This is a genomic window from Psychroflexus salis (genome assembly GCF_014640175.1).
GTDB lineage: Bacteria > Bacteroidota > Bacteroidia > Flavobacteriales > Flavobacteriaceae > Psychroflexus > Psychroflexus salis.
Genome location: NZ_BMGL01000001.1, coordinates 158,151 through 171,673, shown reverse-complemented (window position 1 = coordinate 171,673; position 13,523 = coordinate 158,151). Strand labels below are relative to the sequence as shown.

Annotated in this window: 11 protein-coding genes and 1 tRNA gene; 1 reads left to right on the top strand and 11 read right to left on the bottom strand. The window is 33.6% G+C overall.

The genetic code is table 11. The features are described 5' to 3' along the window. Positions 1-139 precede the first annotated feature (139 nt). Positions 140-210, top strand: a tRNA-Cys gene (locus IEV63_RS00710). A 357-nt stretch (positions 211-567) separates the two neighbouring features. Here the strand turns inward: IEV63_RS00710 and IEV63_RS00705 are convergent. The 11 genes from IEV63_RS00705 to IEV63_RS00655 all read right to left on the bottom strand — a co-directional run bounded on the left by IEV63_RS00705 (position 568) and on the right by IEV63_RS00655 (position 13,523). After that, a complete protein-coding gene (locus IEV63_RS00705; protein ID WP_188404836.1) occupies positions 568-2,322 on the bottom strand; it encodes a T9SS type A sorting domain-containing protein in 1,755 nt (584 codons plus the stop codon). A gap of 191 nt (positions 2,323-2,513) precedes the next feature. Further along, positions 2,514-3,140, bottom strand: a complete 627-nt coding sequence (locus tag IEV63_RS00700) for a carbonic anhydrase family protein (protein ID WP_188404835.1) — start codon at positions 3,138-3,140, stop codon at positions 2,514-2,516. 83 nt (positions 3,141-3,223) lie between these two features. Continuing rightward, entirely contained in the window at positions 3,224-3,985 is a 762-nt protein-coding gene (locus IEV63_RS00695) for a tetratricopeptide repeat protein (protein WP_188404834.1), read from the bottom strand. A gap of 1 nt (position 3,986) precedes the next feature. Beyond that, positions 3,987-5,762, bottom strand: a complete 1,776-nt coding sequence (locus tag IEV63_RS00690) for a BatD family protein (RefSeq protein ID WP_188404833.1) — start codon at positions 5,760-5,762, stop codon at positions 3,987-3,989. Continuing rightward, on the bottom strand, positions 5,763-6,659 hold the full coding sequence (locus IEV63_RS00685) for a tetratricopeptide repeat protein (protein ID WP_188404832.1): 897 nt from the start codon (positions 6,657-6,659) through the stop codon (positions 5,763-5,765). Beyond that, positions 6,649-7,680 (bottom strand): vWA domain-containing protein, encoded by a 1,032-nt coding sequence (locus IEV63_RS00680; RefSeq protein WP_188404831.1) that lies wholly within the window; start codon positions 7,678-7,680, stop codon positions 6,649-6,651. The genes IEV63_RS00685 and IEV63_RS00680 overlap by 11 nt, the downstream gene beginning before the upstream one ends. Further along, complete coding sequence (locus IEV63_RS00675; protein ID WP_188404830.1) at positions 7,680-8,684, bottom strand: vWA domain-containing protein; 1,005 nt, start codon at positions 8,682-8,684, stop codon at positions 7,680-7,682. Before IEV63_RS00675 ends, IEV63_RS00680 begins: the two co-directional genes overlap by 1 nt. Next, positions 8,684-10,321 (bottom strand): DUF4381 domain-containing protein, encoded by a 1,638-nt coding sequence (locus tag IEV63_RS00670; RefSeq protein ID WP_188404829.1) that lies wholly within the window; start codon positions 10,319-10,321, stop codon positions 8,684-8,686. Before IEV63_RS00670 ends, IEV63_RS00675 begins: the two co-directional genes overlap by 1 nt. A 4-nt stretch (positions 10,322-10,325) precedes the next feature. Continuing rightward, a complete protein-coding gene (locus tag IEV63_RS00665) occupies positions 10,326-11,189 on the bottom strand; it encodes a DUF58 domain-containing protein (RefSeq protein WP_188404828.1) in 864 nt (287 codons plus the stop codon). A gap of 45 nt (positions 11,190-11,234) precedes the next feature. Further along, on the bottom strand, positions 11,235-12,239 hold the full coding sequence (locus IEV63_RS00660; RefSeq protein ID WP_188404827.1) for an AAA family ATPase: 1,005 nt from the start codon (positions 12,237-12,239) through the stop codon (positions 11,235-11,237). 219 nt (positions 12,240-12,458) lie between these two features. Continuing rightward, entirely contained in the window at positions 12,459-13,523 is a 1,065-nt protein-coding gene (locus tag IEV63_RS00655; protein ID WP_188404826.1) for an endonuclease/exonuclease/phosphatase family protein, read from the bottom strand.

Genomic DNA, 13,523 nt, shown 5'->3' with positions numbered 1-13,523 from the left:
AATTAAAATCTAAAATTTTGATGAATCTATATCAGAATTCAATAGCAAACAGATGCTTAAATGAAAGCTCATCAAAATTGAAAAATGCAAGATTAAGTCTTGTATATTGGTTTTAATGTGTAAATTTGCAAACCAAATTGGTCTCGTGGCCGAGTGGCTAGGCACTGGTCTGCAAAACCAGCTACAGCGGTTCGAGTCCGCTCGAGACCTCAAAAAACTCCTAAAGATATTTTAGGAGTTTTTTTTGTTATATAGTTCTCTTGTTTATCTGTTTTGCGAATATTGATACTTCGCATTAGTTGTTTTTATTTTGAAGAATCCGCGTGTATGCGCTCCATATAAAACAAAGTTCAGTATTAAAATTTAGCTGAAATTAAATTGAAGGTTCCAAAAAACGTCACTCCGCATTAATTTTTATAAAAATTAATGCGGAGTGACGAGTTGTTTTTTAAAAGTAAGCCAATAAAAAAAGCTTCTTCTGTGTTTTCTGCCTTATACCAATTTGAATGTGTATTAAGGACAATAATTTAAAGATTAAGTTTAGAATTTAACTTTAAAAACTATTACTTAATTCTTAAAGAACTTAATATTACCTGCACCTGAGTTTGTTGAAATTTTAGCAATGTATAAACCAGTAGGCAAAGTTGATAGGTCAATGTTCATTTCTTTAGTCTTGGGTTGAAAAACACCAACTTGATTTCCAACTACATCAAAAATAATAATAGAATTCATTTCAGCATTTTTAGATTGAATAGTTATGCTATTTTTAGCTGGATTTGGATAACTAATTAAGCCATCTTGAACTGTACTAATTAGATTAAAACCATCGCTAAGTGATTCTTGTTGAATGATATCATCAAAAAGGAATGTTGCGTTTTCTGAAGCATCGTTTGGTGTTGTATAACCAAGCATTAAGCTTATTACATTATAAATAGGGCCATCTTGATTAGTAAAATCCCAAGTGTAAGTTGCCCATTCGCCAGAGACGGTAGTTAGCATGTCTCTTTCGTCTGCAAAACCTGCATCTGTGCTTTCTATCTTAAATTTCAATACGGTACCTATGGGCGCATTTGTAAATACCTTCATTGAAAAAGACCCGTTAGTAGACATGTTTTGAAAAAAATCTGTAAGAATAATTTTACTTTTTGCCCAAGGTGCTCCACCGCTTCTAATAAACTGTCCTACAGTAGCACTTGGATTATTTGCATCTGCATATGGATTTGGAATTACATTTGCTATGCCTCCATCTTCATTAATAAAATCTGTATCTGCTACACTATTGCCTTCAAAATCGATTGGAAAAGTAGTTGCTACAGGTTCAGGAATTATTGGACCAGAAATTTGTTCTACATCGTCGAAAAAGAAAGTAGATGAAGCCGTTCCATCTCCTATATTTCCAAAATCAAAAAGAAAATTGATTTTATCAAAATCATTAGTTTGGCCATTAAAATTCCAAGTAGCTGTTTCCCATTCACCAGTGGTTGTTGTTAAGTAATCTAGGCTATATCTACCACCTGTTCCTTCAAGCTCTAATTTTACTCTAGTTCCGATAGGGGCGGTAGTGTAAATTTTCATAGAAATTTGCCATAAAGATGAAAAATCTAAATTATCTGCTAAAAATAATCTGCTTCCAGCCCAATACTCACCACTGTCTTTAATAACCTGTGCCACAGTATTACTTATATTTATGCCACTCATTTCTGGATTAGGTACTACATTTAAGTTAGCTCCACCATAACTCAAAAAATCAGTAGTTACTACATCTGTTTCAAAGTTAATAGGTAAGCTAGCCGGAACTGGTGGTGTTGGGCCTGCAACTTGTTCTACATCGTCAAAGTAAAATGTGGAAGCAGCTGAGCCGTCTCCAACATTTCCAAAATCAAACATAAATACAACTTCATTTAATTCGTTAGAAATTCCTAGGAAAACCCATTCTAAGGTTTCCCACTCACCTGTAACAGTAGTAAAAGCGTCAGTATCAGCTGCAGGACCACTGCCTTCTAATTTTAACTTTACGGTGGTTCCGATTGGCGCAGTGGTATATACCTTCATTGTAATTTTAGTCAGTACTGAAAAATCTAGGTTATTTTCTAATGCTATTTTACTACCTCCGTAAATTGCGCCACCGTCTCTAACTATTTGAGCAACGTTTGTGCTTGTATTAATTCCAGAGTTTGTTGGATTTGATGTAACTGTTGCTGTTCCTCCATCGAAGTTTATAAAGTCTGATGTTTCGATATCACCTTCAAAATTGAAAGGTAAATTTTGCGAAAAACATGTAAATGAACAAAGAACTAAAAGGAATAAATTAAAATGTTTCATAGTGAATTTTATATATATACAAACATATGTTAATTGGTTAATTATGTTGAATAATTAAACTGTACAAATACTATACAAAAGTCTTTAATGTACTATTTTAAGCACATCTTTAACCTTAACACAATTTTTAAATGACAAATATTTGATGTTTTTTTAAATTTTGTAAGCTAAATTTAATTTGAATAAATTTCTTAAATCAAGTTTATTTTGCCAGACCTTAAAGAGTAAATTCCACCAACAATTTTAATAACACCTATGTCTTCTAAATCTTTTAGAATATAACTTTTTTCTCGAATTCTATCGATGGTTAGTTGTATGTTTTTACGCACTACTTTTTCTACAAAACTAGCATTGCTTGAATCTCGTTTACCTGAGATTTTGGTTGTTGCTTCAATAGCGGGTTTAATTTTTTTTAGTAAACTGCTTAAGTTTCCTAATTTTACATCATCGCAAGCGGCACTTACAGCTCCACATTTCTCGTGACCTAAAACCAAAACTAATTTGCTTCCAGCTACTTTACAGGCATATTCCATGCTTCCTAATATATCTTCATTTTCTATATTTCCAGCTACACGAGCAACAAAAATATCTCCTATACCTTGGTCGGTAATTGTTTCAATAGGTACTCGACTGTCCACACAGGATAAAACAATGGCTTTTGGATATTGTTTAGAAGTAGATGCTATTTTTTGGCCTTTTATGTCTCTATCTAAAGTTTGATTTTCTATAAAACGCTGGTTACCTAATAATAAGTCTTTTAGAACATCGTCTGGTGTTAGGTTTTCTTTTTGCATTTTATTGATTATAGTTGAAATCATTATAAATGCTAAAGTATAAGATTAATCTCTTCATTAAGCTCTTATATTTTATTTTTTAAAAGATAAAATCGTTCAAATAAACTTTAATTTAATTGAAGCTTTTTAAGGTCTGCAGTTTCAATCCAACCTGTAATATTATTGCTTAATCTAATTTTTGTAAAATTTCTAAAATCGTCTTCTACTTTTACTTTGGTTCCTTCGTGAAGCTTGAATAAGATATTTGTGTTTTGGTTTGGTTCTGTGAAAATACTTGTTTCTTCGGCGAAGATAATTCCATAAACATAAGCTTCACTTAAATAAACTTGTTTGTTGGCTAAATAAAAACTCATGAAACAAAAAAGACTACACAGAACAAAAAGTGTAAAAAATAAACGTTTAAAAAATACCTTTTTTAGATAAAGGAAAACTGCAAAGCAAATTAAACTAAAAATAGCAAAGCCAATTGAAATTTTTGCCCACTGAGAAACACTAAACCAATTTAATAAACTTTCAATACGCAGATCAAATTTTGACTTTTCAGGGCTTTTTACTTCATCTATACGTTTTTGTTCTGCAAATTTTAAATTGTTTTTGTAAGTTTTATTTCCAGGTGAAAGCAATAATGCCATTTCGTAATGGTAAATACTTGGTGCTACTTCGCCTACCTTATAATAGGTGTTTGCTAAGTTAAAATGTAACTCCGATGATTGCCAATCTTCTTGAAGTAATTTTTTATAAAGTCTAGTTGCTTCTTTGTAATTGGCATCTGCATAAGCTTCATTAGCTTGGCTAAATAATTTATCGGGAGCTTGTGCTACGAGTAGTTGGCTAACAAAAAGCAGAAAAAGAATTACTGTTTTTTTCATATTACAAAGCTTTATCTATTTCACTAATAATTTGAGCTGCTTTTTTATAGTCTTCTTCTTTTGCAGCACTAGAGTTTGGTGCGTATCTCGCTAATTCGCAACCTTCCAAGATGCCAATAAATTGGTCTACAAGTTGTTGCTCTATATTTTTCTGTAAAAGCTGTTCGCTGATCTTTTCTTTGCTTATTTCGGCAGAAGTTATTTTTAGTTTTGCTTTTAAAAAGTTATGTAGTGAACGCTCTAATGCTTCATAAAATTTATTTTGATCTTGTATATTTCGCTTGGCTTCCGATAGGTATTTTTTAGCTAATTTATTGGCTTTATTTCGCGCTTTCTTAGCAGGTGAATCTGTTGTGTTTTTCCTTCTTTTTACTATAAATAATAAAAACGGGATGCATAAATAGGGAGCAAAAATTAAACTCCAATAAATAGCCGACTTAAAAAATTGTTGACTTCCTTTTGGTTTTAAGTTTGTTTTTAATTCAATATATTTAAACTGGCTGTCTGGACTTATAATTTGTTGTTTTTGATTTTTTGTAGAATCTTGACTGGCAAGTATATTCGTGTTGTTTTGTAACGCATTGGGATCTGGATTTACACTAAGGTTTAACGAATTAGAATATTTAGTTTTGTACTCGCTTGTTATTGGATCAAAATAAGAAAATTCAACCCCTTTAATGGTGTAATTTCCTTGTCTTTGTGGAACCAAGGTATATTTTTCGCTAATGTAACCATTCATTCCACTGGCGTTTGTATTTACTCTGTCTATTCTTTCGGGGTCGTATACTTCTATAGCAGTAGGAACTTCTAGTTTGGGGAGGTTAAATAAATTTAAATTTCCATTACCTGAAATTTTTAAGGTTGCGCTCAAACTTTCGTTAACCTTTAATTCGTTTTTGCTTTGAGTTAAATTAACATCAAATTGGCCTACAGCGCCTGTAAAATTAAATGGTTTTCCTTCATCGGGTAAAGGCTGCACATTAAATGTTCTGGTTTTTGCTGAAAATGTTTTCTCTACCAACTCGTATTGTCTTCTTCCAAAAATGTCTCTTCTGTTTGTTGGAACTTCAACTGAAACAGCTATGGTTAATGGCTCAACACTTAACTCGCCAGTTTTTTGCGGATAGAGTATAGTTTTTCGAAGTTCGACATATCGATACGGCATCCCAGCATATTCTCCTTCTTTAAATTCCAATTGATCTATATCGATATTTTGGCTCCAAAAGTCTTTAAATGAAGGCTCGTCGACAGGACGGTAATTACGAAGATTCACATTTCTATCTACGTACAATTTGTATACAATGTACACGCCTTCATTTAAATAAGGTTTGGATTTAGAGACTTCTGCAACCAAGTGGATTGCATCTGCCATTTGACTTCTTGCTACGCTTGCTGGCGAATTTGGATTATCTACTGCTGCTGTAACTTCGACTGTTTCAGGTGGAGATTTATAGTTTTTTCCTTGGTACTCAATTTCAGCTTGACCAATTTCTAATTTACCACGTTTGAGCGGCTGAAGATAAAATGAATAGGTTTTTTTAAATGAAGACTTTCCATATACATAACTCTGCTCTACCGATTGGTTTGGTCCAGCTATAACCTTAAAACCATTAAAACTCGGAGCTTTAAAGTTATCTGCGTCTCGGTCTATAATAAACTCTACTTTTAGCCGTTCGTTTATGCCAAGTTTTTCCCTACTAACTTCTGTTGTAAAACTTACTTGGGCTTGCGTGCCAAACGTAATTATTAAAAAGAATATGTGTACTAATCTTTTCATTTACCAATCCTTTTCGGTTTTTACTTTTTTACCTTTTAATTTTTTAGCATTAATTTTATCTTGAATATCTTTTTCTTGATTTTCAATAGCTTCTAATAAGTTTTTTAACTGCTCAGGCGATAGTTTCCCTTGCATTTGTTCTGGTGGGGGTTGTTGTTGCTCACCATCTTTTTTATCGTCTGTACTTTTTCCGTTTTTGGGTTGCTCTTTTTCTTGCTCTTCATTTTCTCCGTCCTTAGGCTCATTTTCGCCTTCGCCTTCATTTTTCTGATCTTTATTATCGCCTTTTTGGTTGTCGTTTTGATCACTTTCTTTTTCTTGGCCTTGATTTTCATCTTCATTTTCCCCTTGGCCTTCATTTTCTTGTTCTTGCTCTTTCTGGTTTTCTTGGTCTTCATCATCGCCCCCGTCGCCGCCTTCATCTTCTAGATTTTGTTTGGCAAGTGCTAAATTGTAACGCGTTTCATCGTCGTTTGGGTTATTCCGCAAGGCGTTTTTATAAGCTTCAACAGCCTCGGCATAGCGTTCTTCTTTCATAAATATATTACCTTGGTTATGAAAGCTTTTATGTTTAATGGTTTTGTTATCGTTTTCTGATGCAGCTTCGACCAAACGTTGAAAGGCATTTCTATTTTTATCGTTATTAATGTACAAATTGCCAAAATTATAGGCTGCTTTTTTGTTCTCAGGATCAATTGAAATTGCTTTTCTTAACGAAGCTTCTGCATCTGCAAAATTGTTATTTTCAATAAATACGCTGGCTTCTGCCATATATTTTTCAGCTTCTTTACTTATTTTAGTTTCTTGTGCATAACCAATCTGTAAAACTGCACAAAACACAATAAAAATCAATGTGTTTAGCGAAACTTTAATAGGATATGTTTTTTTATGCTTCATTGAATAAATTCAATTGGGTTAACCATTTTGTTTTTCTGTTTAATAGCAGGCTATCTAGTATTAAAAAAAGTATGCCAAAGCCTAAAAACCATTGAAATTGATGTTGATAATTGGCATATTGCATGGATTCATACTCTGTTTTTTCAAGATTTTGAAGAAACTTCTCTAAGTTTTTAATTGCGCTTGAAGTATTTGTGCCATCAATATAAGTTCCGTTTCCAATTTCGGCAATGCTATTTAAAGTTTCTGGGCTAGAGCGGGTAATTACTGTTTCTCCTTTTTGATCTTTTTTATAGGTTTTACCTCGATTGTTTTTTATAGGAATAGGGCCACCTTTAGAGGTTCCTACGCTAATAGTTACAATTTTAATACCTTCATCGGCTGCTGCCTGAGCTGCTGCCTGAAATTCACTGCCGTGGTCTTCGCCATCGCCAACAATAATTAGTACTCGGCTAATTACATTAGCATCGTTATAATATCCTTTGGCTAACTCGATAGCATCTCCGGTTGCCGAGCCTTGACTAGAAACCATATCGGTATTCATAGCTCGAAGAAAAGTTTTTGCCGATGCATAGTCCGTTGTAATTGGAATTTGCGGAAATGCACTTCCTGCATAGCCAATTATCCCGATTCTATCTCCTTTTAAATTGTTTACAATTTGACTTATAATTTGCTTAGATTTTTCAATTCGGTTGGGTGCGATGTCTTCTGCTAGCATACTTTTAGAAACATCAAGTGCAAAAACAATATCGACCCCTTCGCGTTTTACTGTTTCCATTTTAGAACCTAATTTTGGGTTTACCAAAGCCACACTAAAAAATGCGATAACCAAACAAAAAGCAATTAACTTTAAAATGGGTTTAATTTTAGATCGGTCTGGTGCTAAAGCCGGAAACAGGTGTGCTTCTGCAAACTTCTTTTGCATTTTAATTTTCCAAGTAGCCACAAGAATTGCAATAAAAATTACAACAGGAATGGCTGCTAAGAACCAAAAATATATTTTATCTTCTAATATAAGCATTAAACAAAACTTCTAAATAAGGTGTTCTTTAAAATAAATTCTAACAATAATAAAACTAAACCTAGCATAACTAGGGGTTTAAACTTTTCTTCATAATCATAAAATTTTTCTTCTTCAATTTCTGTTTTTTCTAAAGCATCAATTTCTTCATAAATCTCTTCTAATTTTTTAAGATTGGTTGCTCTATAGTATTTTCCTTCAGTTAGTTTCGAAATTCGCCTTAGTAGTTCTTCATCAATTTCAACTTCAACAGGGCGATATTGAAATTGACCATTGGGTAAAATAGCTACAGGAGACATCGCTTTTCCCTGTGTACCAATTCCTATAGCGTAGATTTTAATTCCATATTCCATAGCTAATTCTGTAGCAATTTCAGGATCTATAAAACCAGAATTGTTTACTCCATCGGTTAGTAAAATAATAACTTTACTTTCTGCTTTGCTGTCTTTTAATCGATTTACAGAAGTGGCAATTCCCATTCCAATAGCTGTTCCACCATCAATTGCATCGGTAAAGTCTATTTCACTAATGGCATTTTTTACTAAAGCCTTATCGCTTGTAAGTGGGGTTTTGGTATAGCTTTCGCCTGCGTAAATAACTACGCCTATTCGGTCTGTTTTTCTCCGATCTACAAACTCACTGGCTACTTTTTTTAGGGCTTCTAATCGGTTAGGTTTAAAATCCTGCGCTAGCATACTTGTAGAAATATCTGCTGCAATTACAATATCTACGCCATCTGTGCCTTTTATTTGCGAAGTAACATCAACTGTTCTAGGTCTTGCCATGGCGGTAATTAAAAGTGCTAAACTAACAAGTCTTAACACATACAATATAGGGCGTAATTTGGGTAATATGCTATTGCTTTTTTCAAAACCTTTTACACTAGAAATATGTACAACAGCATTTTCTTTATTACGCTTTACAAAATGCCATGCGCCTACAACAGGTAAGAGCAAAAAAAGCCAGAACCATTCAGGATTTTCAAAAAAGACATCTTGCCACATTAGTTATTGTTATTTTTAAGTTCGATTGAATTTAAGATGCGCTGGACAATTTCTTCAGCATATGTATCTTCGGCATTATAAATCATTGTAATTTGTTGATATCCGCCCATTTCTCCGAAATTTAAAATTTGGTATTCTTTTTTAATATCATTTTTAGTAATGGGGTTCTCAATAGCAAAACTTCCCGAAACGCGAACACCTTTAATACCATCTAGCGTTTTATATTCGTCTTTCTTGGTTAAGATGTTATAAGCTCCTTTAGCTTCAAGATTTTCATAAATTCCGTCGACAGCAGTATCTAAATCAAACTTCATTTTTTCTTGAAATTCTAGTGTGCTAATTACCACATAGAATTCTCCGAAAATACCACCAAATACAAAGGTTTCGTTACCCACTAACATTTGTTTAGCATCTTCAGCCATTTCTATGTCTCCACGTATTAAGATTTCGGGTGTGGTAATACTTACTGGAGGATATCCATAGCTGCTTGTGTACCAATTGCCTTCTAATAATTCTTTACTTGGATTACCAAACACATTGTCTTTTACATAGTCGTAACCCTTAGAAGCGATTAGGTACGTAGTTGCTGAAGCGATAACAAGTAGGACAATTGCTGCTATTGCTGCCCATTTTATTCTCTGTTTTTTACGAGCAATTTTTTCGATGTATTCTTTGTTTTTTTGAAGCTCTTCTTCGGTGGGTTCAGGAATTGCGGTATTTACTTCTTCGGTGAAGCTACCAATAAATTTTCGATCTTCTTTTGCAGTTAGTACATCGGGTTGAGAACGAGCAAATTTGGCTAAATCGGCACGTTCTAAAATTTGCTTAAAATGATGTATTGTTTCTTGTTGAAGCTTGATTTTTCCAGCGTCTTTTCGCATTTGCAAATCGTAAATTAATTCCTGCGTTGTATATTCCATAGCTCTAACTTCAACTTCATCTTCTAGGTATTTACGACTAATAAAAGTTAGCATGGAGTAATATTCTCGTAAGTTTCGTTCTTCAATAAATTTAGAACGATCCAAGTTTTCCAATGCTTTTAGTGCTTGTTCGTAGGGCGGAAGTTTTATTTTTTGCTCTTTTTTGTGTTGCCAAAAGCGATAAATTATATAGGCTAACACAACAATTATGAGTATAATAAGTAGGAGTTTCCAAATCCAAGTTGGAAATTTAAAGGCTTTATCTACTTCAATATAATCTTTTATAGGGTACAATTTTTGTTTGGTAGTGTCTACTACTACATTATTTACAATTACCCGAATTGAATCGGTAAATACTTGTCCGTTTTTTAATTGTATAAATTGTTTGGGAATAGTATACTGTCCAGAGTCGAATTGTGTTAAGGCATATTCGCGAATAAGTATTAATCGGGGTTCAATTTGTAGCGTGTCAATCGGAAAAGCTTCAACCGTTTCTAGTGGAACAAAAGTTTGTCCTTCAGGAAAAATCACAGAATCTTCGGCTTTGGTATCAACTTCAATTCTGTATTTTATTTGTTCGCCAATTAAGATGCTATCGCGGTCAATACTTGCATTTGCTGTTTGGCCATATAATTGTATTTGAAAAATAAACGCTAAAACAAAGTAAAGCATTGTTTTTCTGTAGGAAAAGAAATATGTATAGCTGTTTAATTTCATTCTTTTACCTGGCTTTAAAATAATTGAGTAATTGGGTTACATAATTTTGATCGCTTCGGGTTTGAATTTTTCCAGAGCCCGAACTTTTAAACGCTTTTTCGAAGTAATCTACTTGCGATTTGTAATGGATTTTATATCGATTTCTGGTTTGTTTTGCCGAGGTATTTACCCAAAGTACTTGGTTGGTTTCTTCGTCTAAAAACTGAACCATACCTAAGCTTGGCAACTCTTCTTCTAAAGGGTCGAAAACTCTAATACCGGTAATATCGTGGCGTTTAGCAGCAATTTTTAATGCGTGATTATAATTGTCGTCCATGAAATCTGAAAGCATAAAAACAATTGCTTTTTTCTTCATTACACCGGTTAAAAATTCGATTGCAGCTTTAATGTTGGTTTGTTTTTGATCGGGCTTAAATTCTAATAATTCGCGAATAATTCTCAAGACATGCGACCTGCCTTTTTTTGGTGGGATGTATAATTCTACTGAATTTGAAAACAAAATCAAACCAATTTTGTCGTTGTTTTGTGTTGCTGAAAAGGCTAAGGTAGCAGCAATTTCGGTTAAGATGTTTCTTTTGAATGTTTTTCTTGTTCCAAATTTAGAAGAGCCAGAAACGTCTACCATTAACATTAAGGAAAGTTCGCGTTCTTCTTCAAAAATCTTTACAAAGGGTTCGTTATACCGAGCAGTTACATTCCAGTCAATAGCTCTAACATCGTCGCCAAATTGATATTTTCTTACTTCGCTAAACGTCATACCACGACCTTTAAAAGTAGAATGATATTCGCCACCAAATACATGGTCGCTTAAACGGCGAGTTTTAATTTCAATTTTACGTACTTTTTTTAAAAGTTCTTTAGTATCCATAAATACGATGTATTGTCTAGTTCAATCTGAATTAAAATACGTGGCTTATGGCACTTCTATTTCGTTAACGATTTTGTTAATAATATCTACAGATGTAATATTTTCAGCTTCTGCTTCATAGGTAATTCCAACGCGATGTCTTAAAATATCGTAGACTACAGCACGAACATCTTCTGGAATTACATAGCCACGGCGCTTAATAAATGCGTAACATTTTGCAGCGGTAGCTAGGTTAATGCTTCCCCGTGGTGAAGCACCAAAACTAATTAAAGGTTTTAAGTCTTTTAGATTATACTGTTCTGGATAACGGGTTGCAAAAATTAAATTAAGAATGTACTTTTCAATTTTTTCGTCCATATACACATCGCGAACGGCTTTTTGAGCAGAAAGGATTTGTTCGGTAGATACTACAGGATTTACAGTTTCAAAGCTTCCTGATAAATTGGCACGGACCACCATTTGTTCTTCATCCATTTTAGGATAATCGATAACTGTTTTAAGCATAAAACGGTCAACTTGTGCTTCGGGTAATGGATAGGTTCCTTCTTGTTCTACAGGGTTTTGGGTAGCCATAACCAAGAAAGGTTTGTCTAATATAAAAGTTTTATCACCAATTGTAACTTGCTTTTCTTGCATGGCTTCTAATAAAGCAGATTGCACTTTAGCTGGTGCTCTGTTAATTTCATCTGCTAAAACAAAGTTGGCAAATATGGGTCCTTTCTTAATACTGAAGTCATTTTCTTTAATGTTGTAAATCATGGTTCCAACTACATCGGCGGGAAGTAAATCGGGTGTAAATTGAATACGGCTAAAACTACCTTGAACAGCTTTAGATAATGTGTTTATTGCCAGTGTTTTGGCTAATCCAGGAACTCCTTCGAGCAAAATGTGTCCTTGTCCTAATAAACCTATGAGCAAACGTTCAATCATGTGTTTTTGTCCAACGATTACCTTGTTCATTTCGTTGGTAAGTAAGTCTACAAACGCGCTTTCTTTTTGAATTTTTTCGTTGATGGCAGCAATATCAACTCCTGTATTTTGGTTATCCATAAATTTAAAATTTCAATTAAAAAGGTCTTCACAAATTAGTGCTGCAAATTGTAAAAATAAACCAATTTGGCTTGTTAATGCTTGGTTAAAAAATTAATACTTAATTATTTGATTGCCTTAATCTTAAAATATATAATTATGTTTATTTTTTACTTTAAATAGTTAAACAAAAAAAGTCTGGAATTAATTCCAGACTTTGGTTTTAAATAAAGATGTTTTTTATTTAAGTTCTTTAATTAAATAGATGTAAACCGGAAAGTGATCGCTGTAGCCATTGGTCCAACCATTAGCAAAACTTCTAAAAGGGTAACCTTTCCATCTGCCTCGTGGATTTTGTAAATACGGCGGATTATGTACACCTGCTTTATAAAAACGATAGCTAGAAAAATCATCATCTATTGTTAAGGGCTGAGTAATTATGATTTGATCGAACAAATCCCAAGAATCTCTCCAAGCAATGGTACCAATTCCTTCGTAATAAATATTTTCGAATGGATTCCATAAATCAATCGGCATGGTTAAATCATCTTTATGGCGTTTAGTTGCTAAAACTTTTTTAACGCTTTCGTTGTAAACACCGTCATTTAAATCACCCATGATCATTACTTTGGCTTTTGGATTCTTAGCCTGAACAGAATCCACTACTTTTTTAGCTGTTTCAGAAGCTTTTACACGACTTGGGTTCGATTTTTTTTCTCCACCACCACGAGATGGCCAGTGGTTTACTAATATGTGTACTTCATCTCCATCTAATAAACCTTTTACGTATAGTACATCACGAGTATATCTTCTTTTAGTTCGGTCATCGTCACGGTAAAGTTTTACTTCGTGTGGTTCAGAAAAGAGCGGTTTAAAAACATCCTTTCTGTACAGTAAAGCAACATCTATGCTTCGCAAGTCTGGCGATTCGTAATGAACTATGCCATAATTGTATGGTTTTAATCTGGGTTGGTTAACCAAGTCTTCTAAAACTTGATAATTTTCAATTTCGCAAACGCCTAATATAGCAGGAGGAAAACCGCTTAAGTCTGTACCTATATCTGCAATGGCTTTAGCCATATTTTTTAATTTTAGCGGATAAACTCGAGCTGCTTCGCCTTCAGACATTTCTCCAATCGGGTTTAAATGATCATTTTTATTAGGATCATCTACGGTATCAAATAGGTTTTCAAGATTATAAAATGCAATCGTGTTTATTTTGTATTCTTTTTCTTGTGCAAAAGCAAGCCCACTAATAAAAATGAGCAATCCTAAAAACAATTTGTGTAAGTTCAATCTCCGCAT